Consider the following 23,761-nt stretch of genomic DNA (forward strand, 5'->3'; position numbering starts at 1 on the left):
CCTTCTCCTCCTGCATCGGGAAGTAGGACCGCAGCACCTGCTTGAGCGGGTCCTTCTTCGAAGCCTTGCGGAAGGTGTAGTCGGTTCCGTACTTCATGTACGGCTCGTGGTACTGCGGCTCCCAGGCGAGTTCCTGGATCTTCTGGTGAGCCTTCGCCAGACTCTGCCGACTCACGTCGTCTCCTCACGGTGGTGGGATGTCCCTACCGCGGCCGGCGCGGGCGCCCCCGGTTGGCGGTCGGACCGAGTCGGTCCGCGTCTCGGTCGTCCGGGGCCGGTGAGTGCCGGCTCCGCGCGTCGTCGACACGGCCCTTCTCGTGCTCGGAATCACACCCCCGAGGCCGCTGACCTGCGGTCTCAATATGAGACGGTGGTCGGTTCCCGGCATTGACACGCGCTCTATTCTTCGACGCGTCCGGGCGGTACCGTCCGGATCGATACCGGCTGCCGCGACAACGCGGACCACAGCTGCTCCGAGGAGGGCAACCGGTTGGTCTACCCGCCTGAACAGACGCACCGCCAAGCGCCGTCCCCCCATCACGACGACCCGCACGGCGACCTCGTCGTGCCGTCGAAGAGCAGCGCGCAGCGGATCGCCCTCGCGCGGGACCTGTTCCTCGGTGACGAGCCGCTCGAGCCCGGCCTCGTGCGCCCGCCGATCCTTGCGTCCTGGACGCGGTCGAAGCAGTTCTCGGTCGCGGCGGACCACCTCGAGCTCCCGTACGAGACGGACGACGAGACGGACACCCCGCTGATGCGCGCGGCCCGCCCGATCGTCGACGAGGTGGCGGACCAGTTCACGACCGAGCCGGTCAGCGTCATCCTCTGCGACGACGACGGCGTGGTCCTGGAGCGCCGGACCGGGGACTCCGCGCTGCGCCAGCACCTGGACCGGGTCTGGCTCGCGCCGGGCTTCAGCTACGCCGAGCGCTACGTGGGAACCAACGGCATCGGCACCGCGCTGGAGGGCCGCTGCGCGACGCAGGTGTTCGGCCACGAGCACTACGTCGAGCACCTCGAGGACCTGGCGTGCGCCGGCGTCCCGATCCGGCACCCCGTCACGGGCAAGACGCTCGGCGTCATCGACCTGACCTGCTGGCGGCGCGAGGCGAACGCCCTGATGATCGCGACGGCGACGACGCTCGCCCGGCGCATCGAGGAGACGCTCCTGGAGCGTTCCGGGCGGCGCGAGCTCACCCTGCTGCACGACTACCTGGCCGCCTGCCGGCGCAACCGCGGCGCCGTGCTCGCCGTCAGCGACGACCTGCTGATGATGAACGACCGGGCCCGCGAGCTGATCGAGCCGGGCGACCAGGTCCCGCTGCTCGCCGACGCCACCGAGGCGATCCGCACCGGGCGCCGCCGGCAGCTGATCGTCGACCTGCCCAGCGGGGCGACCGCACGGGTCACCTGCCGGCCGAGCTGGACCGAGGGCGGCCTCTCCGGCGGGGTGCTGCAGGTCCAGCTGGTGTCCCGGGAGCCCTTGCAGCACCGGCCGACCGCGCACGCCATCGGGGCCGCCCTGCCCGCCGCCGTCGGGTCCGGGGCGCTGTGGACGAAGTGCGCGCAGACCGTCGACCGGCACTTCCGGATGAACGAGTGGCTGGTCCTGGAGGGCGAGCCCGGATCCGGGCGGACCACGCTGGCCCGCGCCACCCACCAGATGCACTCCCCCGCCGGACACGTGCGGGTGCTCGACGCCGCGTCCTACAGCCCGCGCTGGATCGGCGAGGTCGTGGACGAGCTCGCCACCGGGGGCGGGACGCTGGTGCTCCGCAACGTGGACACCCTGCCGCCCGACGGTGCGCAGGCGCTGGCGGACGCGCTGGAACCGCACCGCGAGTCCCCAGAGCTGGAACGGCAGTGGGTCGTGGCGACGCGGTCCCGCGCCGGGGTCCTGGAGGACTCGCCCGAGCTGCGCACCCTGCTGGACTGCTTCCCGCGCACCATCGAGGTGCCGCCGCTGCGCCACCACATCGAGGACGTCGCCGAGCTGGTGCCGTACCTGCTGGCCCGGCTGACCCGCGGGGCGGAGCTGGTGTGCTCGCCCGAGGCGATGCGGGTGCTCATGCGCAACCGCTGGCCCGGCAACGTCGAGCAGCTCTACCAGGTGCTGCGCAAGGTCGTCGCGCGCCGGCGGACGGGGACCGTGCGGCCGGAGGACCTGCCGTCCGAGACCCGGGCGATCACCCGCCGGGTGCTCACGCCGCTGGAGGCGATCGAGTGCGACGCGATCGTGGACGCGCTGCTGGACACGGACGGCAACAAGGCCGAGGCGGCACGGCGGCTGGGGATGTCCCGGGCCACGATCTACCGCAAGATCCGGGGTTACGGGATCTCGATGCCGACGTCCGACGGCGGGGACTGATCCCTTCCGGGCGGTGTCCCGGCGTCGTTCCGCCGGATCTGGGCCTGGCGGAGCAGCGCCAGCAGCTCCTCGTACGGGCCCACGACATACGCGTCGTCCCCGAGGCCGAAGCGGGTGCCGCGGCGCGGCGGGAACTCTGGGTCCGTGGCGCCCGCGCGGAGCAGCGCCACGACCCGGGTCCGGGCGGAGAGCTCGCCCATCGCCAGCCCGTCGAGGCCGCTGCCCGCCGTTACCGCGATCCGGCCGATCATGAACGGCGTGCGGTCCACGTAGAAGGTGCCGAGGACGTCCAGGCCGAGCGCCGCGCCCACGAACCACGGTGAGGCCAGCGCGGCGGTGGAGCGGACGTACCGGAAGTCGAAGCCCTCCTCGACCGCCTCCGAGAGGTCCCGGTCGAAGATCCGCAGGACCACGGGGACGTCCGCCCAGCGCCCGCCGAGCTGGTCCCGTACGGCCAGCCCGGTCTCGATGTTGACGAGGTCGTCGCTGGTCAGGACGGCCACCGCGGACGCCGCGAGATTGACCGACGCAAGGACGGCGGCGTCGGTCGCGTCCCCGGTCAGCACGGGGACGCCCAGCTCGCGGGCCCGTGGCAGGTGCCGGTTGCGCGGGTCCCGCTCCAGGACGACGGGCCGTGCCCCGGCCGCGAGCAGCCCTTCCAGCACCCCGATCCCGACGGCGCCCAGCCCGACGACGATCACGTGGCCCTTCATCGAGCCCAGCCGGCGCCGCCCGACGGACCGCTCGATGCTGCTGCTGACGAGCATCTGGGTGAGCAGCGAGAAGAGGACCGCGGCGAGCACGACGCCACCGAACATCATCCCGATGGCGTAGACCCGCAACCACGTCTGCTGCTCGGCGAACGAGAAGTCCCCGTAGCCGACGGTGCCGATCGTCTCGACCGTGAAGTAGACGGCGTCGACCCAGGTCATGTGCGCGCCGTCCTCCTTCACGTAGCCGGCGTGCAGGACGAAGACGGACAGGACGAACACCCCGAGCAACACGAGCGCGGTCACCCGCAACGGCCGTTCGGCCTCGGCGAGCAGGATCCGCAGGACGGAGAGCAGGCCCGCCCGGCCGCCCTCCTCGTCCCGCTCGGCTGCCCGCGCCGCCCCCGCGGACCGGGCGCCGACGGACCGCCCCGCCCGCACCGTCTCGGCGAGGGCCCCCGAGCCGGACGCCGCGAACTGCGCAGCCGTGCCGATCAGGCCGACCGGCTCGCCGGCGTCGACGCGGTGGTCGCGGCCGGGGCACACCACCCCGCGGTCCCCGTCGCCGGCCGCGATCGGGGCGAGGTCGCCGTACAGCTCGCGCAGGGTCCCCGACCTCGGCGCGGCCAGCCGGGCGACGACGAACTCCTGCCCGGCCAGCTGCACGGGGTGCGGCCGGACCCCGAGACAGGCCTCGACGATCGACGGGGCGGACAGCGCGGCGACGTCCAGCACGCTTCCCGGGCCGGCCACCTCCGCGAGCGCCCGGCCCACCGCCGAGTTCGCGATCCGGACGATGAGCCGCACGTCAGGGGCCTGCCGGTGGACCAGCAACGCCGTCTCCGTGGTGGCCAGATCGTCCTCCGGGACCACGACCACCACCGATGCCAGGGTGGCCGCGGCCGCGGCCAGCGCCTCCCGCGGCCGCCCGGGGACCCGGGGGACGCCCCAGGAATCGAGCAGGCGTTCCGTGCCGGGCCCCGGCTCGTCCCCCGCCTCGACGGCGACGACCTCGACGCCCGCCGCGTGCAACTGCTCGATCGTCCGCACCCCGACGGCCCCGATTCCGCACACGACGACGTGGCCGGCTCTGCTCTCCTGCATCGGGCCCCCTCTCCGTCGGCCCCCTCGGCGCAGTCTCGCGATCCCGTGTCACCTTCGGGTCACGGGTCTGTGACCGGTGAGGCTGTGCCCCCGTTCCGCCGGTTTCCGCCGCACCTACGTGTGCGGCGCTAGGGTCGCCCCGTGGAACCAGGGGGGCTGGAGCTCCGGCGGCTGGGGAAACGGTTCGGCACCCGGGCGGCACTGGACGACGTCTCGTTCACGGTGCGTCCCGGGGAGCTGTTCGGTTTCGTCGGCAGCAACGGGGCGGGCAAGACGACGACGATGCGGATCGTGCTCGGCGTGCTCGGCGCCGACGCGGGGGAGGTCCGCTGGGACGGCGCGCCGATCGACGCGGACGCGCGCCGGCGCATCGGCTAGGCAACCAGCAGCGGGTGCAGCTCTGCGCCGCGCTGGTCCACGACCCGCAGGTCCTGGTGCTGGACGAGCCGTTCTCCGGCCTCGACCCCACCGCCGTCGAGGTGATGAGCGGGGTGCTGCGGGAGGCCGCGGACTCCCGTGTCCCCGTGGTGTTCTCCAGCCACCAGCTCGACCTCGTCGAACGCCTCTGCGACCGGGTCGGGATCATCTCCGCCGGCCGGATGGTGGCCGTCGGGACCGTCGAGGAGCTGCGCAGCGGCGGGGTCGAGCGGATCGACGTCGTCGGGCCGAGGGGAGCGGACTGGGCGTCCGGGCTGCCCGGCGTCAGCGTCGTGGCGAGCGCGGACGGGCGGACGCGGGTCCAGCTGGAGAACGGCGCGTCGGACCAGGAGGTTCTGCACGCGGCGCTGGCCGTGGGCCCGGTGCACGAGTTCGCGCGGTTCCGGCCGCCGCTGACCGAGCTGTACCGGGACGTCGTCACCGCCGGGGGCGCGTCGTGAACGGGCTCTCCGCGTCGCAGGCGGTGCTGCTCGTGGCGAAGCGCGAGTTCGTGACCCAGACCCGCTCGCGCAGCTTCGTGATCGGCCTCGTCGTGACGCTCGTGATCTTCGGGATCTACGGGCTGGTCCTCCGGTTCATCGGCGACCAGAGCTCGTCGGACACCGTCGGGGTGACGCCGGACAGCACCGCGCTGGCGGCCGTCCTGCAGCAGGCGACGTCCGCGGCGGACCGCACGCTGACGATCGTCGAGGTGGACCGGGCGGCGGGCGAGCAGCAGGTCCGGGACGACGACCTCGACGCCCTGCTCACCGGCGCGCCCGGCTCGTATCAGCTGATCGGGCGGGACGCGGTCGGCCCGGAGCTGCAGGGCCTCGTCGAGGGCGTGATGTCGAGGGCGTGATCCGGCAGCGCACGCTCGGCGACGCGCTGACCTCGGCCGGCCAGGACCCGGTGCTCGTCGCGCAGCGCGGCACGGTCGCCGTTACGACGCTCGAACCCGTCGATCCCGAACGCGGGCAACGGCTGGGGCTCGCGATCGTCACGTCGGTGCTGCTGTTCATGTCGCTCATCGGGTACGGGACCGCGGAGGCGCAAGGGGTGGTCGAGGAGAAGTCCAGCCGGGTCGTCGAGCTGCTGCTGGCGACCATCAGACCGATCCACCTGCTGACCGGGAAGGTGCTCGGGCTCGGCGCGGTCGGGCTGGCGCAGCTGGTGACCCTCGGCGCGGTCGGCCTCGCCGGGGCGACGGCGTCCGGCCTGCTGACGGCGCCGAGCGCGGCGGCGTCCGCGCTGGTCGCGGCGGTGATCTGGTACCTGCTCGGGTTCTTCCTCTACGCGTCGGTGTACGCGGCGGCGGGGTCGATGGTGTCCCGGCAGGAGGAGCTGCAGTCGCTGGTCACGCCGATCATGTTCCCGCTGTTCCTCCCGTTCCTCTTCGCAGTGAGCGTGCTGCCCGGGGACCCGCGGAACACAGTCGGGACGGTGCTGAGCTTCGTCCCGTTCTTCGCCCCGACGCTGATGCCCGCGCGGGCCGCGCTCGGGGTGGCGCCGTGGTGGCAGGTCGGGATCGCGATCGTGCTGACGCTGGCGACGATCGTCGGGGTGGTGCAGGTCGCGGCGCGGATCTACCGGAACTCGGTGCTGCGGACGGGGGCACGGGTGACCTGGTCCGAGGCGCTGCGGGGGGCCGGGAAGACCTGACCACCGGCGCTCGAGCCGCTCGAGCGCCGGACGCTAGGCGTGATCGGGGTCGAACAGGGCCGCCGGCTTCGCGGGCTCCGGGGCGAACCCGCCGCGGGGCCGCACCTCGGGCGCGTTCACGGGCTTCGGCTCGGCTGCGGGCCTCGGCGCGGAGCCCGCGCCTGGCACGGAGTGCCGGGCCGGGTCGGGAACGGTGTCGAACGTGGCCCGCGCCGGGACCTCGGCCTGGAAGACGTCCGAGACGTGCGCGCCCCTGCCCGCGACGTTGCGCCTCCACAAGGCGACGCCCACACCACCGGCGGCCACGACCGCGAGCACCACCCGCCGTCGACCGCGATTCCGCTCCGCCATGTCCCGTGCCTTCCCTCGTCCGGTGGGCCGAAGACTAGGACCCGGGCATCCGGCCGTCAGCGGCGGGCGTTCTTGACCCTCTCGTAGCGGTGCAGCGCCTCCTGGCGTTCCTGCTTGTGGTCGACCATGGGCTCCGGGTAGCCCTCGGGGATCCCCTCCCTCAGCGCCCACGGCTGGTGCACGGCCCTGCCCGGGACGCCCGCGAGCTCGGGGACGTACCTGCGGACGTACGCGCCGTCGGGGTCGAACCGCTCCCCCTGCGTGACCGGGTTGAACACCCGGAAGTACGGCGACGCGTCCGTGCCGCTGCCGGCGGTCCACTGCCAGCCGTGCTGGTTGGAGGCCAGATCGCCGTCCACGAGCAGGGTCATGAAGTGCCGCGCGCCCCACCACCACGGCAGGTGCAGGTCCTTGACCAGGAACGACGCGACGACCATCCGCACCCGGTTGTGCATCCAGGCCTCGGCGCGGAGCTGGCGCATGCCGGCGTCGACGATCGGGAAGCCGGTGCGGCCCTCCTGCCACGCCTCGAACGCGGCGCGGGCCTGCGCGTCGGTCTCGACCGGCAACGCGTCGAAGGAGCGGTCGTAGTTCCTCCGCGCGGAGTCCGGACGCTGGTGGAGGATGTCCGCGTAGAACTCCCGCCAGGCGATCTCCGTGCGGTAGGTGTCCGCGGAGGCCGAACGGCGGTTCGCGAGGTCGGCGAGCAACGTCCGCGGGTGGACGCATCCGTACTTCAGGTGGACGGACATGCGCGACGTCCCCGGCTGGTCCGGCCGGTTCCGGGCGTCCCCGTACGCGTCGACCCCGCCGCTGTCGCCGACGCCGGCGAGGAAGTCCCGCCACGTGCGCAGCGCGGCCTTCTCCCCCGGTTCGGGGAGCGCGGCGTCGACGGCGAGGTCGTCCGGGATCGCGACCGCGCGCGGGCCGCCGTCCTTCGACGACGGGTCGATCCAGGTCAGCGTGGTCGCGCCGGTGTCCGCCGGCTCGCGCCAGCCGTGCTCGGTCCAGGCGCGGCGGAACGGGGTGAAGACCTTGAACGGCTCGCCGTCGGTCTTCCGGACGCGGCCCGGTGCGACGGCGTACGGGGAGCCGGTGCGGACGAGCTCGCGGCCGTCCGCGGCGAGGGCCTGCTCGACGGCCTCGTCCCGTCTGCTGCCGTAGGGCCCGAAGTCCGCGGCGACGTGCACCGTGGCCGCCCGCACCGCCTCCGCGACCCGGGGGACGACGTCCGCGGGCTCGCCCCTGACCACCAGCAACCGGCCGTCGAGGGCGTCGTCGAGCTCGCGCAGGGTGCCGTGGAGGAAGTTCAGCCGCGCGGCTCCGCTGGGGTCCAGCAGGGCCGGGTCCAACACGAACAGTGCGAGCGCGGAGTCCGCCGCGTCGGCGGCGGCGAGGAAGGTGGGCTGGTCACCGACCCTGAGGTCGCGACGGAACCAGACGACGGCGCTCTGCCCGGGGTCGGCCATCCGACGACGCTAGCGACTGCTCCCGCAGGACGCGCGGCGAATCTCCACCGAGCACCCGAACCGAAGGACGCCCACGGGGCGGGCCCGGTGGGCCCGCCCCGTGGGCGTGCATCGTGCAGGTGGCTCAGCGCTCGCTGATGCCGGTGTACTTGCGCTCGGTCGCGCCGACGTAGAGCTGGCGCGGGCGGCCGATCTTGTTCTGCGGGTCGTCCATCATCTCCCGCCAGTGCGCGATCCAGCCGGGGAGCCGGCCGAGCGCGAACAGGACCGTGAACATCTTGGTCGGGAAGCCCATGGCCCGGTAGATCACGCCGGTGTAGAAGTCGACGTTCGGGTAGAGCTTGCGCTCGACGAAGTAGTCGTCCGCCAGCGCCTTCTCCTCCAGCCGCATGGCGATGTCGAGCAGCGGGTCCGTGACGCCGAGGTTCTTGAGCACCTCGTCCGCGTTCTGCTTGACGATCTTCGCGCGCGGGTCGTAGTTCTTGTAGACCCGGTGCCCGAAGCCCATCAGCTTCGCGCCCTTCTCCTTGTTCTTCACCCGCTCGACGAACGCGTCGACGTTGCCGTCCTCGACGTCCTTGATCCGGGTGAGCATCTCCAGCACGGCCTGGTTCGCGCCACCGTGCAGCGGGCCGAACAGGGCGTTCACCCCCGCGGAGATCGACGCGAACAGGTTCGCCTGCGACGAGCCGACGAGCCGGACCGTCGAGGTCGAACAGTTCTGCTCGTGGTCCGCGTGCAGGATCAGCAGCGTGTCCAGGGCCTTCGCGATGGCCGGGTCCACCTCGTACGGCTCGGCCGGGAAGCCGAACGTCATCCGCAGGAAGTTCTCGACCAGGCCCAGCGAGTTGTCCGGGTAGAGGAACGGCTGGCCCACGGACTTCTTGTAGGCGTAGGCGGCGATCGTGAAGACCTTCGCCATGAGCCGGACGGTGGAGAGCTCGACCGCGTCCTTGTCGAACGGGTCCAGGGCGTCCTGGTAGAAGGTCGACAGCGCGCTGACCGCAGAGGACAGCACCGGCATCGGGTGCGCGTCCCGCGGGAAGCCGTCGAAGAAGCCCTTGAGGTCCTCGTGCAGCAGCGTGTGCCGGCTGATGTCGTTGGTGAATCGCTCGAGCTCGGCCGCCGTGGGCAGCTCGCCGTAGATCAGCAGGTAGCTGACCTCCAGGAAGCTGCTCTTCTCGGCCAGCTGGTCGATCGGGTAACCGCGGTAACGCAGGATCCCCGCGTCGCCGTCGATGTAGGTGATGGCCGAGGCGCAGGCCGCGGTGCTCGTGAACCCGGGGTCGAACGTCGTCATCCCCGTCTTCGCGAGGATCTTGCTGACGTCGACTGCCGAAGCACCCTCCGTCGGCGCCTTGATGGCCATCTCGTGTTCCCCGCCCGGGTACTTCAGGACGGCGGTGTCGCTTCCGGCGGACTCGTCAGCCATGTGGAGGTTCCCTCTCACACTCGTCAATTATCTCGGTTGTACACAACGCTAGTGCTCCGAGGCCCCCCCGTCGCCCAGGGCGTTACGCATCACGTCCCGGACGCGGTAAGGATCACTCCGCGATGGCCTCTTACCGTCGCCGACGCGGGCCTGCGCCCATCGTCGTCCGAGTTCCGCGGTCCGGCATCCGCTGGCCACCTGGTGGGACGACGACCGGTCCTGCTCACCTGCCGCGGGGACCCACGTAGCGCCAGAACGCGGCGAACCGGAACACCACGGCGATCACGACGACGACCACGGCGACGCCGCCGATCGTCGCCGCCGCACCGGCGCCCACGCCCTCCGCGGCCCAGCCGTGCCACATGTCCGCCAGCCGGGGCCCGCCGGCCACGACGACCAGGAACACGCCCTGCATCCGGCCGCGCATCTCGTCCGTCGCGACGGTCTGCAGCATCGAGTTCCGGTAGACCGAGCTGACCAGGTCGCCGGCCCCGGCGACGGCGAGCGCGAGCACCGCGAGCCACAGCGAGTTCGTCAGGCCGAAGAAGGCGACGCCGAGGCCCCAGACGCAGACGGCCACGGTGACCGCGACCCCCTGCCGTCGGACCTTCTGCAGCCAGCCGGACAGCACGCCGGCCGCGACCATCCCGATCGGCACCGCCGCGAACAGCAGGCCGAGGGCGAACCCGCCGCCGGGCGGGTCGCCGAACCGGGTCTCCGCCAGCTCCGGGAACAGCACGCGCGGCATCCCGAAGCCCATCGCGATCAGGTCCACCAGGAACGAGACCAGCAGGATCTTCTGCGTCGAGACGTAGCGGAACCCGTCGACGACCTCGCGGAACCCGGCCTTGCGGCGCACGCCGGGCTCGGCGTCCAGCGGCGGCATGGACGGCAGCTTCCAGGTGGCCCAGAGGGTCGCCAGCAGGAAGATCGCGTCGAGCAGGTAGAGCGTGCCGAGACCGATCACTGGGATCAGCACGCCCGCCATCAGTGGGCCGGCGATCGAGCCGACCTGCATGACCGTCATGTTCAGTGCGTTGGCCGCCGGCAGCTGGACGGCCGGGAGCAGCCGCGGGATCACCGCGCTGCGCACGGGCTGGTTCATCGCGAGCATCGCCGACTGCACCGAGAACAGGCAGAGGACGACCCAGACGCTGCCCACGCCGGACGCCGCGACGACCCACAGCGCCAGTGACGTGACGGCGATCCCGGCGCCGGTGACCAGCAGCATCGTGCGCCGATCCACGGCGTCCGCGATCGCCCCGCCCCAGAGCCCGAAGACGATCAGCGGGACCAGCCCGAAGAGGCCGGTCAGGCCGACATAGCCGGACGAGTTCGTCATGGCGTAGATCTGCGTCGGGACTGCGACGACCGAGAGCTGCGCGCCGACCGTCGTCACGACCCCGGCCAGCCAGAGCCTGCGGTAGGCCGGGGTCTGCAGCGGCGTGGTGTCGGCGAAGGTGCCCCGGACGGCAGTGAGCATCCGCCGGCTGGGGCCGACCGGGATGGCCTCGGTGCGTACCTCACGGGTGCGGCCCTCGTGGTGCGGGACGCGGACCGTGCGCCCCTCCCCGAGGGGCGCGCGCACGGTCGGCGGCTCGGCCGACGGGTTCCCTCGGGCCCGGCTCTCGACGGTCGCCGGATCCGCCGCCGGGTCCCGGGTGGGCCGCGTGGGGGGTTCGCCGCCGGTCCGCATCGGATCGGTCGGCTGGTCCGACGGTGGACCACCAGGGACTGTCACGTCCCCAGGATTACCAGAAGGACCCCCGCCGGGCGCTCCCCGCGTGGGCGGTCAGGGCGCGAGCCGGACGACCCGCCAGGTGCGGTCGTCCCGGTTCCCGACGAAGCGCAGCCGGTCGTGCATCCGGTTCGTGCGCCCCTGCCAGAACTCGACCTCGTCCGGCACCAGCCGCCAGCCGCCCCAGTGCGGGGGCCGCGGGATGGCCTCGGCGTCCGCGAAACGCCGGGTGACGCTGCCGAGCGCGTCGTCGAGGACCTGCCGGTCGTGGACCGTGACGGACTGGGCGGACGCCCACGCCCCCAGCTGCGACCCGCGCGGGCGGCTGGCCCAGTAGGCATCGGCCTCCGCGTAGCTGGCCTGCTCGACCCGGCCGCGCAGGTGGACCTGCCGCTGCAGGCCGTACCAGGGGAAGGTCACCGACGCGAAGCGCGTGCGTCGCAGGTCGTGGCTCTTGGCCGAGGTGTAGTTCGTGTAGAAGACGACGCCACGCTCGTCGAGGCCCTTGCACAGGACGGTGCGCGAGGACGGGTGGCCCTCCGGGTCCGCCGTGGCCAGCACCATCGCGTTCGCCTCGGGCAGCCCGGCCGCCTGCGCCTCCGCCAGCCAGGCGGACAGCTGCTCGTGCCAGGTCGGCGCGAGCAGGTCGACGTCGAGCTCGCCGCTCCGGTAGTCGACGCGCATGGCGGACAGCGGACTCTGCGTGGGAACCGTCATTCGCACACCTCCTCATGGGGGCTTAGACGCTAGGTCGCGCGCGGCACGGCGACCACCCTCCGAACGGGTCCGGTGACAGAACCCACCCGGACGCCCCGTTGTGCAACGGCGCTGGTGGGCGGGAGGGTGACGGCGAACACGACCTGGATCAGAGGAGATGCCGGTGTCCGTCCCCGACGCACACGACGTACCCCCGCCGCCGCCGGGCTTCAAGTCCGGCCTCGAGGGGCACGTCGCGTTCCGCACGCAGATCGCCGAGCCGGACAAGGACGGCGGCGCCCTGCGGTATCGCGGAGTCGACATCGAGGACCTGGTCGGGGCGGTGTCGTTCGGCAACGTCTGGGCCCTGCTCGTCGACGGCCGGTTCGGGCCGGGCCTGCCACCGGCGGAGCCGTTCCCCATCCCCGTGCACACCGGTGACGTCCGCGTGGACGTCCAGGCCGCGCTGGCCATGCTGGCGCCGCACTGGGGCTATCAGCCGCTGCTGGACACCTCCGTCGAGGAGGCGCGGGACCAGCTGGCCCGGGCCTCGGTGATGGCGCTGTCCTACGTCGCGCAGTCGGCTCGCGGGATCGGTGTCCCGGCCGTGCCGCAGGCGCGGATCGACGAGGCGAAGACGATCACCGAACGGTTCATGGTGCGCTGGCGCGGCGAGCCGGACCCCGCCCACGTGCGGGCCATCGACGCCTACTGGGTCTCCGCGGCCGAGCACGGCATGAACGCCTCGACGTTCACCGCGCGGGTCATCGCGTCCACCGGCGCGGACGTCGCGGCGTCCCTGTCCGGGGCGATCGGCGCGATGTCCGGACCGCTGCACGGCGGCGCGCCGGCCCGGGTGCTGCCGATGATCGCCGAGGTGGAGCGGACCGGGGACCCAGAGGCGCTGGTCAAGGGCATCCTGGACCGCAAGGAGAAGCTCATGGGCTTCGGGCACCGGGTCTACCGGGCCGAGGACCCCCGGGCCCGCGTGCTGCGCCGCACCTGCCAGGAGCTCGACGCGCCGCGCTTCGAGGTGGCCGCCGGGCTCGAGCAGGCCGCGCTGAAGATCCTGCGGGAGCGCCGCCCGGACCACCCCATCGAGACGAACGTCGAGTTCTGGGCCGCGGTGATCCTGGATTTCGCCCAGGTGCCGCCGCACATGATGCCGGCGATGTTCACCAGCGCCCGGACCGCGGGCTGGTCCGCGCACATCGTGGAGCAGAAGCTGGAGAACAAGCTGGTCCGGCCGTCCGCGCAGTACATCGGCCCGGGCCCGCGGAAGCCGCAGGACGTCGAGGGCTGGGACCTGGTCTCCGGCTGACCCTGTGCGGGTGGAACCTCGTTCCGGCGAGGTTCCACCCGCACGACCCGGCCTGAGCTGCGGTTCAGGCCGGGAGCGGCGCGGGCTTGCGCGGAGCCTTCCGGATGGCGAGGGACGCCACCACCGCGAGCCCGCACAGCACCGCCCCGCCGAACCACGCGACGTCGTAGCTGCCCAGGGCGTCCCGCACCAGCCCGGCGACCAGCGCCGCGAACGCCGCGCCCAGCTGGTGCGAGGCGAACACCCAGCCGAACACGATCGGTGCAGACGCCCCGAACGCGGACCGGCACAGCGCCATCGTCGGCGGCACCGTGGCCACCCAGTCCAGGCCGTAGAAGATGATGAACGCGAAGATGCTGGCGTCGACGTCCGCGCCGAACAGCGGCGGCAGCAGCGCCAGCGACACCCCGCGCAGCAGGTAGTAGACGGCGAGCAGGACCCGCGGGTCGTAACGGTCGGTCAGCCAGCCGGAGAAGATCGTCCCCACCAGGTCGAAGATCCCGACGATCGCCAGCAGGCTCGCCGCCGTCGTCGCGGGCATGCCGTGGTCGTGGGCGGCCGGCACGAAGTGGGACTGGATCAGCCCGTTGGTCGTGGCCCCGCAGACGAAGAACCCGGCGACGAGCAGCCAGAACGTCCGGTTCCTGGCGGCGGCGACGAGCGTGGTGATCGCCAGCTTGGCGGCCCCGGACCGCAGCGGCTCGACGACGTCCGCCTCGCTCCCGCCGTAGGGCAGCTCGCCGACGTCGGCGGGCCGGTTCCGGAGGAAAAGCAGCACGATCGGCACGACGACCAGTGCCGCGCCGCTGACGGTCAGCGCCGCAGCGCGCCAGCCGCCGCTCGCCACGATGTTCGCGATCGCGGGCAGGAAGATCAGCTGCCCGGTCGCGTTCGCCGCCGTGAGGATGCCGGAGACGAGGCCGCGGCGGGCCACGAACCAGCGCCCGACGACCGTCGCCACCAGGGCCATCGCCATCGAGCCGGTCCCGATGCCGACGACGACGCCCCACAGCATCACCAGCTGCCAGGACGCCGTCATGAAGACGGTCAGCCCGCTGCCGACGGCGACGAGGACGAGCGCGCTCGCCACCACCCGCCGGATGCCGAAGCGCTCCATCAGCGCCGCGGCGAACGGCGCGGTGATCCCGAACAGCGCGAGGTTGACCGCGAGCGCGACCGAGATCGTGCCGATGGACCAGCCGAACTCGTCGTGGAGGGGCTCGACCATCACCCCGGGCGTCGAGCGGAAGCCCGCCGCGCCGATGAGGGCGAGGAACGTGGCGGCCGCGGCCCACCAGGCCGGGTGGACCCGCCGGTCCCGGCGTGGCGCCACGTCCATGGTGTCGAGTTCGGTCACCGGCACAGCATCGCCCGCGCGAGCGGGGCGACGGAAGTGGCCGGACAGACATACTGTGCAAGAATCCGGCCATGCCGAGGCGCACATCACGTCATCAGGTGGCGGTGCTGGCGCTACCGGGGGTCATCGCGTTCGAGCTGGGGCTGCCGCACAAGTTGCTGGGCGGCGCGGCCGGGCCGCACGGCGAGCCGCTCTACCGGGTCCGCGTCACGACTCTCGACGGCGGCCCGGTCCGCACGTCCGCGGGCTACTCGGTGCTGCCCGAACACGGGCCGGAGATCGTCGGGACCGCGGAGACGCTCATCGTCCCCGGGCACAACGATGGCCCGCAGATGGCCGACGGGTCGATCTCGCCCGAGCTCGCCGGCGTCCTGCGGGGCGCAGCGGAGCGCGGCCGGGTGGTCTCGATCTGCACCGGCGCGTTCGTCCTCGCGGCCGCCGGCCTGCTCGACGGCCGCCCCGCCACCACGCACTGGCTGCACACCGACCGGTTCCGGGCGCTGTACCCGCAGGTCGAGCTGGATCCGGACGTCCTGTTCGTCGACGACGGGGACGTGCTCACCTCCGCGGGCAACGCCGCCGGCATCGACCTGTTGCTGCACCTCGTCCGGCGCGACCACGGCGCGGAGGTCGCCGCCACGGTCGCCCGGCGCAGCGTCGTCGCGCCCTGGCGGGAGGGCGGGCAGTCCCAGTTCGTCGAGCAACCCGTGCCCGAGCCGGCGGGCGCGAGCACCGCGGCCGCGCGCACCTGGGCCCTCGAGCACCTCGGCGAACCCCTCTCCCTCGACGAGCTCGCGACCCGGTCCGCGATGAGCGTCCGGACCTTCACCCGCCGCTTCCGCGCCGAGACGGGCCTCAGCCCCGCCCGCTGGCTCACCACCCGCCGCGTGGAGCTGGCCCGCCGCCTGCTGGAGACGACGGACCTGCCCGTCGAGGGGATCGCCGGCCGCGCGGGCTTCGGCAGCACGGCGTCGCTGCGCCAGCACCTGCACGCGGCGATCGGGATGTCACCCCTCGCCTACCGGCGCTCGTTCCGGGTGCCGGCGAGCGCCTGACGGCCGATGTCACCGGGCCGGTGGCAGCGGCGGTCGGGGGCGGCTGCGACACTGGGCTCCGTGACCGCGTCGACCAGCACCGATCTGCAGATTCCCGCCGACCTGTTGCCCACCGACGGGCGCTTCGGATGCGGACCGTCCAAGGTCCGCCCCGAGCAGCTCGCGGCGCTCGCGGAGTCCGGCGCCACCTACATGGGCACCTCGCACCGCCAGAAGCCGGTCAAGTCGCTCGTCGGCCGGGTCCGGGCGGGCCTGTCCGAGCTGTTCTCCCTGCCGGACGGCTACGAGGTCGTCCTCGGCAACGGCGGGTCCACCGCCTTCTGGGACGCCGCCGCGTTCGGCCTCGTCCGCGAGCGTTCCCTGCACCTGGCCTACGGCGAGTTCTCCTCCAAGTTCGCGGACACCACCAAGGGCGCGCCGTTCCTGGCGGACCCGGTGATCGTCTCGTCGGAGCCGGGCACCGCACCCGCGCCCACCGCGGACGCCTCCTGCGACGTGCTGGCCTGGGCCCAGAACGAGACCTCCACCGGCGTCTCGGTGCCGGTCGTCCGCCCGGAGGCGGCGATCGACGGCCAGCTCGTCGTCATCGACGCGACGTCCGGCGCCGGCGGCCTGCCCGTCGACATCACCCAGGCGGACGCCTACTACTTCGCCCCGCAGAAGGGCTTCGCGTCCGACGGCGGGCTCTGGATCGCGCTGATGAGCCCGGCCGCGCTGAAGCGGGTCGCCGAGCTGGCGCAGGGTGAGCGCTGGATCCCGCCGTTCCTGTCGCTGGCCACGGCCGTCGACAACTCGGCGAAGGACCAGACCTACAACACCCCGGCCGTCGCGACGCTGCTGATGCTCGCGGAGCAGATCGACTGGATGAACGGCCTCGGCGGCCTGGACGCCTGCGTCGCCCGCACCAAGGACTCCTCGGACCGGCTCTACTCCTGGGCCGAGAAGACCGAGTACACCTCGCCGTTCGCGGACCCGGCGCACCGCTCGCAGGTCGTCGGCACGATCGACTTCGCGGACTCGGTGGACGCCGCCGCCGTCGCAAAGGTGCTGCGCGCCAACGGTGTCGTGGACACCGAGCCCTACCGCAAGCTGGGCCGCAACCAGCTGCGGATCGGGATGTTCCCGGCGGTCGAGCCGGCGGACGTCTCGGCGCTCACCACCTGCATCGACTGGGTCGTCGAGCGCCTCGGCTGACCTACCCCCTCGACGCGGCCGGGTCTGCCTTCGGGCGGCCCGGCCGCCGTCGTATCCGGTCCGTGATCCGGAGAGGGATGACGCGCTGTAGTCACATCCGTAACATGGGTCTCAGCTTTACCAAGTGGTCGACTCCGTGCAACTCTCTGCCGAACGCCGGTGGAGCCGGACGCGTCGCAGGCCGGACACACCCCGTTCACCAGGGGAATCCGGTCCCGGCGCGCCTCACCCGTCGGACACGGATCGGCATCTACCGTCACCCGGACGGGGACGTGAGACAGCGGGGAGGCCTCGATGCGGGCGTTGCGGGTCGTCGGGATCACCGAGGACGGTTCGGTCGTCCTCGAGGACCCCGGGCGCCGCGAACGCTTCACGGTCCCGGCCGACGAGCAGTTGCGGGCCGCCGCGCGCGGTGACCTCACCCGGCTCGGACAGATCGCGATCGAGTTGGAGAGCCAGTTGCGACCACGTGAGATCCAAGCCCGGATCCGGGCCGGGGCGTCCGTGGAGCAGGTCGCCTCGGCCGCCGGGGTACCCGCCCAGAAGATCGAGCGCTTCGCCTACCCGGTGCTGCTGGAGCGCACCCGGACGGCCGAGGTCGCCCGGGCCGCGCATCCCGTGCGGAGCGACGGGCCGGACGTCCGGACCCTCGGGGAGACCGTCGCGCACACCTTCGGGCTTCGCGGGCAGGACCACACCGAGGCGGACTGGGACTCCTGGAAGGGCGAGGACGGCAAGTGGGTCGTCGCGCTCAGCTGGCGGGCGGGCCGGTCGGACATCCGGGCGCACTGGACGTTCCAGCCCGGGGCGCACGGCGGCACGGTCACCGCGCTCGACGAGCACGCCTCCGATCTGGTCGAGGGCCTGCCGCAACGCCCGCTGCGCACCGTCGGCCCGGTGATCGACATCGCCCGCGCCGAGGAGGAGCAGGACCGCTGGCACTCCGAGCAGGCGCGGGCCGAGATGGTTCGCGCAGCCTCCGGCATGGGCGTGCGCGAGCGGCCGCTGGGCGGCTCGGACACCCGTTCCCGGTCGGTCACGCCGGAGCAGCGGCGCCCGCCGCCGGCACCGCGCCGCCCGGAGCCGTCGCCGGTGGAGGAACCCGAATCCGCTTCGGCGGAGGAGACGCGCGACGAGACCGCGGGAGCGCCGGCATGGAACCGGGCGGCGGCACCCACGGCTGCCGCAGACGCGCAGAGCGAGGCGGCGGAGACCGACCAGCCCGCCGACAGCTCCTCCTCGGGTGCTCAGGCGGCAAACACTTCCGCGCCGGGCGATCAGCCGGCGACGACGGCGACGGGCGATCAGCCGGTGGCGAAGCCTGCGGGTGTTCAGCCGGACCTCCCGGAGGCCGACCCCACTCCGGGGGAGAAGCCCGCCGCGGCGGCGAGCCCCGAGCCGACTCCTTCAGCGGCCACCGGTTCCGAGCAGGCTCCAGCAGCGACGATCTCCGAAGGGGCTCCGGCAGCCGCGGCCGGCTCGGCGCCGACCCCGGCGACGGGTACCAGCTCCGAGCCGACCGCGGTGACGGGCTCCGAGCCAGCCCCGGCAACGGCGGCAGAGGCCGAGGCGAGCCCTGCCGCCGAGGCCCCTGCCCCCGGGATCCCTGCCCCCGGGATCCCTGCCGCTGAGACACCTGCCGCTGAGACACCTGCCCCTGAGACACCTGCCCCTGAGACCCCGAGCACCGCAGCCCCTACCTCGAAGCCTGCTGCCGAGAAGCCCGCGGCGGAGCAGGCCCCGCCCGCGCCGCCGAAGCGGACCAAGAAGGGCAAGCCCGTCATGCCCTCCTGGGACGAGGTCCTGCTGGGCGTCCGCGGCCAGCGCTGAACCACCCACCCGACCCGCGATCCGGCTCCGGAGCGCGGGTCGGGTGCTGTCCCGGCCTCGGGTGCTTGCTCGATCGCCGCCCGCGACCCCTCACCGGCCACGGATGGCCCGTCAGGAACGGTGATCAGCACGAGGTTGATCGCGGCCGCGGTACATACCGGCCCGTGATGGCCGCCCTGTACCGCAAACGCTGACCGAGCCCCGGATCGCCCGGCACCTCGCGGCGAGCCCACACGTCGGCCGGAGTCCGTCACGTCAGCGCACGGCAGGCGACCAGGGCCGCTCAGAGGAGCGCGGTGAGGATCAGGCAGACCCAGGCCGCACCGAGCCCCACCGCCGCCCCCAGCGCGATCCAGCGCCAGAACGGCATCCGCCGCGCGATCCACATCGACGGGGCCAGGCCGAGCACCACCATCACGTTCGCCGGCACCCAGAGAGCACCGAAGGCCGTCCCGAACGCCCGGCTCAGCGCGATGTCCCCGACCGCCGCGAGGACGGCGAAGAACACCGCGACCGTCAGGCCCGTCGCCCAGGGGGTCGGTTCCGCGGACTCCGCCCGCGCCCGATGCTCCGCGACGAGCGGGAGCCCGGCGAGCGGGCCCGTGTTCGGCCCGTGGACGACGTCGATCCCGCCGGTCACCGGATCCACGTACTCGACGGGCCGGCCCAGGACGTCCGAGACGCGGCCCGCCAGCTGGCGGCCCCGCCGTCGGACGAGGTCCTGCTCGACCGGCCCCGCCCGCAGCGCGACGGTCGACGCGACAGCGCCCCACTCGCGCAGCGAGTCCTCGAGTTCCGGGGGCAGCACGGAGTCGCCCGGCCGCTTTTCGCCGAGCACCACCTGTCCCCCATCAGCGAGGTGCACGCTCTCAGGTTACGGAAGGCGCCACCGCATGGAAGGCCACCGCGGCGGCCGTTGCGACATTGAGAGAGTCGACCCCGGAGGCCATCGGGATCTTCACCCGCAGGTCAGCGGCCTGCAACGCCTCCGTGCTGAGCCCCGGGCCCTCCGCGCCGACGAGCAATGCCACCCGTTCGCCGGACAGGCCGGCGGCGGAGAGCGGGACCGCGTCCGCGGCCGGGGTGAGCGCCGCGACGCGCAGCCCGGCCTGCCGCAGGACGTCCAGCGACGCGGGCCAGGGCTCGGGGATCGTCGCGAACGGCACCCGCAGGACGTGCCCCATCGAGACGCGGACGCTGCGCCGGTAGAGCGGGTCCGAGCAGCGTGGGCCGAGCAGGATCCCGTCGACGCCCAGGGCCGCGGCGTTGCGGAACAGCGAGCCGAGGTTCTCGTGGTCGTTGACGCCCTCGCAGACGGCCAGGACCCGTGCGGTGCGCGCCAGCGCGGCGACGTCCGGCGCCTCGGCCCGGTCCGCCACGGCGAGCACGCCGCGGTTGAGGTGGAAACCGACCGTCGTCGCCATGGTGTCCGCGTCCGCCTCGTACGCCGGGACGTCGAGCGCGGCGAGGTCGTCCTCGAGCTCGGCGAGCCGCCGCGGGACCCCGAGCAGGGAGCGCACCGGGTAGGGCGAGTCGATCAGCCGGCGCACCACGACGACGCCCTCGGCGATGACGATCCCGCGGCCGCCGGGCCGGTCCGGCCGCCGGTCGGCGACGGTGAGGTCCCGGTAGTCGTCCAGCCGGGGGTCCGCAGGGTCCCGGATCGCGGTGATGGTGGCCACGAGTTGATGATCCCAGGTGCCGATCGACCCAGGTCGGCGGCCGCTCGTCGCGCGGGGTAGCCCTTTCAGCCGGTACCGGACCGCTCGGCGATGTGACACGGTGGATAGCCGCCCGACCGGCGCCGGTCAGGCCGGTGACGGAGGCCGGACATCCGGAAGCAAGGAGGCAGCTCACGCATGGGCCAGGACGTCGACCGGACCCGGTTCAGTCGACGGGAACGCCAGCGATATCGGGCCAAGGTGCAACGGTGCCTGGAAGCGTTGGCCACGATGCTGCGGGAGCACCCGTTCGCCGAGGACGACCCCATGACGGGGATCGAGGTCGAGCTGAACCTGGTCGACGACGACCTCTCCCCCGCGATGACCGGCCGGGACGTCCTGAACGCCATCGGCGCCTCGGAGTTCCAGACCGAACTCGGCCGCTGGAACCTCGAGCTCAACCTCCCCCCGCGCCCACTGCCCGGTGATCAGTGGCGGCATCTCGAACACGAGCTCCTGGACAACCTCGCCGTGGCCCGGGCGAAGGCCAGCGACTGCGCGTCGCAGGTGGTGATGATCGGGATCCTGCCGACGCTGCAGACGCAGCACATGGTGCCGGAGTCGCTGTCGAGTGACCGACGTTACACCGTGCTGAACGAGCAGGTCCTGACCGCACGCGGCGAGCCGATCCACATCGAGATCGCGGGCGACGATCCGGCGAACCTGCACGCCGTCCCGCCGGAGACCTTCACGGCGGACTACGAGTCCATCGTCGCCGAGGCGGCGTGCACGTCGATGCAGTTGCACCTGCAGCTCTCGCCCGCGGAGTTCCCGGCGTACTGGAACGCCGCGCAGTGCCTCGCGGGCGTCCAGCTCGGGCTCGCCGCGAACTCGCCGTTCCTGCTCGGCCGCCGGCTCTGGGCCGAGACCCGGATCCCGCTGTTCAAGCAGGCCTGCGACGTACGGTCGGTCGAGCTGCGCAACCAGGGCGTCCGGCCCCGGGTGTGGTTCGGCGAGCGCTGGATCGGTTCCGTGCTGGACCTGTTCACCGAGAACGCCCGGTACTTCCCCGGGATCATGCCGATGACCGGGAACACCGACCCGATGGCCGTGCTGCGCGCGGGCGGCGTCCCCGAGCTCGACGAGCTCAAACTGCACAACGGGACGATCTGGCGCTGGAACCGCCCGGTCTACGACGTGGCGGACGGGCAGCCGCACATCCGGCTGGAGAACCGCGTGCTGCCGTCCGGGCCGACCGCGGTCGACATGGTCGCGAACGCGCTGTTCTTCTACGGCCTGCTCCGCGTGCTGGTGGAGGCGGACGAGCCGCTCTGGCACTCGATGTCCTTCCAGGCGGCGGAGGAGAACTTCACGACGGCGGCCAAGCACGGCATGGAGGCCCCGCTCTACTGGCCCGGTACCGGCTGGATCCGACCCGACGAACTGACCCTGCGCAAGCTGCTCCCCCTGGCCCACGAGGGCCTGACGCGCTGGGGCGTCAGCGCGGCGGTCCGCGACCGCTACCTCAATGTCATCGAGCGGCGCTGCGTCACCCGGCGCACCTCGGCGGGCTGGCAGCTGGACACGGTCGCCGCCCTGGAGAACCGGGGCGCGAGCCGGGAGAAGGCGCTCCTGGGGATGCTCGAGCGGTACGTGGCGATGTCCGAGGCGAACGAGCCGGTGCACACCTGGAAGCTCCCCGCCTGACCGGCGGGCTCGACCCACCTCGTTCGCGATGGTGAACGGTCTTCCCGTTTCCCCGCGGGACCGGCCCCGCGGTTCCTAGGGTTCCTCCCGTCCCACACGGCGGCCACGTCCCTACGCGCCCGCCCACACCGATCCCCGGCCCCGTGCCGGGCTCTCGTGCCTGCTCCGCCCGTCCGGCTCCCGGAGCCGTACGGGTGAGCCGGCGCGCCCGCAGACGGGGGAGCCATGCCCGATCGACCCGCAGCTCCCGGCCCGACGAAGGGCCGGTGAGCCCCGTGCCCTTCCGTCTGTTCGGCCGCCCCGATCCCGGCCCCGGCGGTCCCGACCCGCGTGTGCCTCCCGGCGACGACGGGTGGGCCCGCGGGTCGGGAACCGCCACCCGCTACGCGCGTCCGGCGCGCCGCGCCGAGGACCTGCTGGGCCCGGACCCGAGAGAGGACCCGTTGACGGACCCGTTCGGCTTCCCGCCGGTGCCCCCCGCCCCCTACGGCCCGACGGGACCGGGTTCGGCCCCGTGGGCCCCGGTCGTCGAGCGGCGGGTGGAGACCCCGGCGCCCGAGCCCGTGCCGCATCCCGCCGAGGCCGCCGCGCTGGCCGCGGCGTTCGCGTCGGACTACCTGTCCTGGGACGAGGAGGACCCGGGCCGCCGCGCGCTCGTCCTCGCGGACTACCTGCGCCGGTCCTGCCCGGTGAACCTCGGCTGGGACGGCGCGGGACGGCAGCGCGCGGATTTCGCGCTCCCGGGACTGGTCCGGCCGGACGGCTGCGGCCGGCTGCTGGTGGACGTCCGGGTCCGGGTCACGCCCTACCGCTCCGTCGGTGAGCGCGGCGGGGTCCCGGTCGACGTGGAGGCGGGCGTCGCCGGCGTGCCCGCGGCGGCGCCCGCCCCCACCGCCCGGGGCTGGCGGAGCCTGCCCAGCCACTGGGTGCGGATCAGCATCGGGATCGCGGTCGACGGCGAGCGGCTCGTCGTCGACGCCGGCGAGGAGGACCTCGACGAGGGGCCCGGAGGGCTGTCATGAGCGGCTTCAGGATCCCGGTGGTCGCCGGGGTGTCCGGCGGTGTCGGCGCGTCGACCGTCGCGCTGGCCCTGCACGCGCGGGACGGCGGGATCGAGATCGGGAGCGCGGACGTCGTGGTCTGCCGGGGCACCGCGGAGTCCCTGAACCGCGCCGGCCGGATGTCCGTGATGCTCGGCGGGGGGCCGCCGCCGGTACTGGCCGTGACCTGCGGGCCGAGCCGCCGGGGACGCATCGCCGCGCTGCTGGCCGAGACCGGGCCCGGCTGGAGCGCGGTCGTCGAGCTGCCGATGGTCACCCGCTGGCTCGAGCTCGACGACCCGTACGCCGAGGTCACGGACCTGCTCGGGACCCAGCGGGAGACCTTGCCGCGGCCGGTCCGGGCGTACGCCACGGCAATCGGGAGGCTTGCCCGGGCGGTCGCGGACTCCGGCCGGCTGAGCGCTCCGGCGCCGCGCGCGCTCGTCGCTGCCCCGCCGGCGCGGCCGGCCCCGAGGCCGCTCACCGCGCTGCCGGCCGCGGGGCCTCACGCCACGGTGCCGCCCGACGAGCCCGAGGCGGTCGTCCCGGGGCTGCGGCCCGTCCGCGGCATCCGGATCCTGGCCACACCGGCCACCGGCTCGCGGCCGCCGGCGCTGCCCGCCGTGAACGGAGCCCGGCGATGACGCCC

19 protein-coding genes and 1 pseudogene are annotated in these 23,761 nt (G+C 73.4%); 11 read left to right on the forward strand and 9 right to left on the reverse strand.

All coding sequences use genetic code 11. The annotated features are described in order from the left end of the window. The first annotated feature begins 490 nt into the window (after positions 1-490). Positions 491-2,368 carry a helix-turn-helix domain-containing protein gene (locus JWP64_RS28480; protein ID WP_297503128.1) on the forward strand — a complete coding sequence of 626 codons (1,878 nt, stop codon included), beginning with the start codon at positions 491-493 and terminating at the stop codon, positions 2,366-2,368. On the opposite strand, the gene JWP64_RS28485 is transcribed toward JWP64_RS28480, so the two are convergent. After that, positions 2,329-4,182: a TrkA family potassium uptake protein gene (locus JWP64_RS28485; RefSeq protein ID WP_297503130.1), complete on the reverse strand. Its 1,854-nt coding sequence runs from the start codon at positions 4,180-4,182 to the stop codon at positions 2,329-2,331. The two genes, JWP64_RS28480 and JWP64_RS28485, sit on opposite strands and share 40 nt — an antisense overlap. 141 nt (positions 4,183-4,323) lie before the next feature. Between JWP64_RS28485 and JWP64_RS28490 the strand changes: the two are divergent. From JWP64_RS28490 to JWP64_RS28500, 3 genes and pseudogenes are all read left to right on the forward strand, one after another. Next, positions 4,324-5,060: pseudogene (locus JWP64_RS28490) on the forward strand (ATP-binding cassette domain-containing protein). Further along, entirely contained in the window at positions 5,057-5,461 is a 405-nt protein-coding gene (locus JWP64_RS28495; RefSeq protein WP_297503132.1) for a hypothetical protein, read from the forward strand. The pseudogene JWP64_RS28490 and the gene JWP64_RS28495 overlap by 4 nt, the downstream one beginning before the upstream one ends. Next, entirely contained in the window at positions 5,458-6,261 is an 804-nt protein-coding gene (locus tag JWP64_RS28500) for an ABC transporter permease (protein ID WP_297503134.1), read from the forward strand. The genes JWP64_RS28495 and JWP64_RS28500 overlap by 4 nt, the downstream gene beginning before the upstream one ends. Positions 6,262-6,294: 33 nt before the next feature. Here the strand turns inward: JWP64_RS28500 and JWP64_RS28505 are convergent, their stop codons facing one another. The 5 genes from JWP64_RS28505 to pdxH form a co-directional block, all read right to left on the reverse strand. Further along, on the reverse strand, positions 6,295-6,612 hold the full coding sequence (locus JWP64_RS28505) for a hypothetical protein (RefSeq protein WP_297503136.1): 318 nt from the start codon (positions 6,610-6,612) through the stop codon (positions 6,295-6,297). 56 nt (positions 6,613-6,668) lie between these two features. Continuing rightward, positions 6,669-8,081: a deoxyribodipyrimidine photo-lyase gene (locus JWP64_RS28510; RefSeq protein WP_297503138.1), complete on the reverse strand. Its 1,413-nt coding sequence runs from the start codon at positions 8,079-8,081 to the stop codon at positions 6,669-6,671. Positions 8,082-8,205: 124 nt separating this feature from the next. Next, a complete protein-coding gene (locus tag JWP64_RS28515) occupies positions 8,206-9,513 on the reverse strand; it encodes a citrate synthase (protein ID WP_297503140.1) in 1,308 nt (435 codons plus the stop codon). Positions 9,514-9,736: 223 nt separating this feature from the next. Beyond that, the gene (locus JWP64_RS28520) at positions 9,737-10,996 is read right to left on the reverse strand and encodes an MFS transporter (RefSeq protein ID WP_297503177.1); all 1,260 of its coding nucleotides are present in this window, start codon (positions 10,994-10,996) and stop codon (positions 9,737-9,739) included. A gap of 309 nt (positions 10,997-11,305) precedes the next feature. After that, a complete protein-coding gene (gene pdxH / locus JWP64_RS28525) occupies positions 11,306-11,935 on the reverse strand; it encodes a pyridoxamine 5'-phosphate oxidase (RefSeq protein ID WP_297503178.1) in 630 nt (209 codons plus the stop codon). Positions 11,936-12,131: 196 nt separating this feature from the next. On the opposite strand from pdxH, the gene JWP64_RS28530 reads away from it, so the two are divergent. Then, positions 12,132-13,268: a citrate synthase 2 gene (locus tag JWP64_RS28530; protein WP_297503142.1), complete on the forward strand. Its 1,137-nt coding sequence runs from the start codon at positions 12,132-12,134 to the stop codon at positions 13,266-13,268. A gap of 64 nt (positions 13,269-13,332) precedes the next feature. Here JWP64_RS28530 and JWP64_RS28535 read toward each other — a convergent pair whose 3' ends face one another. Continuing rightward, complete coding sequence (locus tag JWP64_RS28535; RefSeq protein WP_297503179.1) at positions 13,333-14,607, reverse strand: MFS transporter; 1,275 nt, start codon at positions 14,605-14,607, stop codon at positions 13,333-13,335. Between the two features lie 89 nt (positions 14,608-14,696). Between JWP64_RS28535 and JWP64_RS28540 the strand changes: the two genes are divergently transcribed. The 3 genes from JWP64_RS28540 (at position 14,697) to sepH (ending at position 18,704) form a co-directional block, all read left to right on the forward strand. Then, positions 14,697-15,680 (forward strand): helix-turn-helix domain-containing protein, encoded by a 984-nt coding sequence (locus JWP64_RS28540; protein WP_297503144.1) that lies wholly within the window; start codon positions 14,697-14,699, stop codon positions 15,678-15,680. A gap of 60 nt (positions 15,681-15,740) precedes the next feature. Then, the gene (gene serC / locus JWP64_RS28545) at positions 15,741-16,874 is read left to right on the forward strand and encodes a phosphoserine transaminase (RefSeq protein ID WP_297503146.1); all 1,134 of its coding nucleotides are present in this window, start codon (positions 15,741-15,743) and stop codon (positions 16,872-16,874) included. A gap of 294 nt (positions 16,875-17,168) precedes the next feature. Further along, positions 17,169-18,704: a septation protein SepH gene (sepH, locus tag JWP64_RS28550; RefSeq protein ID WP_297503147.1), complete on the forward strand. Its 1,536-nt coding sequence runs from the start codon at positions 17,169-17,171 to the stop codon at positions 18,702-18,704. A gap of 283 nt (positions 18,705-18,987) precedes the next feature. On the opposite strand, the gene JWP64_RS28555 is transcribed toward sepH, so the two are convergent. Both JWP64_RS28555 and JWP64_RS28560 read right to left on the reverse strand, forming a co-directional pair. Further along, a complete protein-coding gene (locus JWP64_RS28555; RefSeq protein ID WP_297503148.1) occupies positions 18,988-19,569 on the reverse strand; it encodes a DUF2537 domain-containing protein in 582 nt (193 codons plus the stop codon). Positions 19,570-19,573: 4 nt separating this feature from the next. Next, a complete protein-coding gene (locus JWP64_RS28560) occupies positions 19,574-20,386 on the reverse strand; it encodes an RNA methyltransferase (RefSeq protein WP_297503149.1) in 813 nt (270 codons plus the stop codon). 177 nt (positions 20,387-20,563) lie between these two features. Here JWP64_RS28560 and JWP64_RS28565 point away from each other — a divergent pair, with 177 nt between their 5' ends. The 3 genes from JWP64_RS28565 to JWP64_RS28575 all read left to right on the forward strand — a co-directional run bounded on the left by JWP64_RS28565 (position 20,564) and on the right by JWP64_RS28575 (position 23,756). Beyond that, positions 20,564-22,072, forward strand: coding sequence for a glutamate--cysteine ligase (locus JWP64_RS28565; RefSeq protein WP_297503150.1), 1,509 nt, complete (start codon positions 20,564-20,566; stop codon positions 22,070-22,072). 266 nt (positions 22,073-22,338) lie between these two features. Beyond that, positions 22,339-23,094 (forward strand): hypothetical protein, encoded by a 756-nt coding sequence (locus tag JWP64_RS28570; RefSeq protein WP_297503151.1) that lies wholly within the window; start codon positions 22,339-22,341, stop codon positions 23,092-23,094. Next, entirely contained in the window at positions 23,091-23,756 is a 666-nt protein-coding gene (locus tag JWP64_RS28575; protein ID WP_297503152.1) for a hypothetical protein, read from the forward strand. Before JWP64_RS28570 ends, JWP64_RS28575 begins: the two co-directional genes overlap by 4 nt. Positions 23,757-23,761 lie beyond the last annotated feature (5 nt).

Origin of the sequence: Pseudonocardia sp. (assembly GCF_025465255.1) — a bacterium.
GTDB lineage: Bacteria > Actinomycetota > Actinomycetes > Mycobacteriales > Pseudonocardiaceae > Pseudonocardia.

Coding starts and splice junctions, on each gene's coding strand:
- JWP64_RS28485 (WP_297503130.1), bottom strand. CDS start 4,182: ATGCAGGAGAGCAGAGCCGGCCACGTCGTCGTGTGCGGAATCGGGGCC.
- JWP64_RS28505 (WP_297503136.1), bottom strand. CDS start 6,612: ATGGCGGAGCGGAATCGCGGTCGACGGCGGGTGGTGCTCGCGGTCGTG.
- JWP64_RS28510 (WP_297503138.1), bottom strand. CDS start 8,081: ATGGCCGACCCCGGGCAGAGCGCCGTCGTCTGGTTCCGTCGCGACCTC.
- JWP64_RS28515 (WP_297503140.1), bottom strand. CDS start 9,513: ATGGCTGACGAGTCCGCCGGAAGCGACACCGCCGTCCTGAAGTACCCG.
- JWP64_RS28520 (WP_297503177.1), bottom strand. CDS start 10,996: ATGCTCACTGCCGTCCGGGGCACCTTCGCCGACACCACGCCGCTGCAG.
- pdxH (WP_297503178.1), bottom strand. CDS start 11,935: ATGCGCGTCGACTACCGGAGCGGCGAGCTCGACGTCGACCTGCTCGCG.
- JWP64_RS28535 (WP_297503179.1), bottom strand. CDS start 14,607: ATGGACGTGGCGCCACGCCGGGACCGGCGGGTCCACCCGGCCTGGTGG.
- JWP64_RS28540 (WP_297503144.1), top strand. CDS start 14,697: ATGCCGAGGCGCACATCACGTCATCAGGTGGCGGTGCTGGCGCTACCG.
- sepH (WP_297503147.1), top strand. CDS start 17,169: ATGCGGGCGTTGCGGGTCGTCGGGATCACCGAGGACGGTTCGGTCGTC.
- JWP64_RS28565 (WP_297503150.1), top strand. CDS start 20,564: ATGGGCCAGGACGTCGACCGGACCCGGTTCAGTCGACGGGAACGCCAG.
- JWP64_RS28575 (WP_297503152.1), top strand. CDS start 23,091: ATGAGCGGCTTCAGGATCCCGGTGGTCGCCGGGGTGTCCGGCGGTGTC.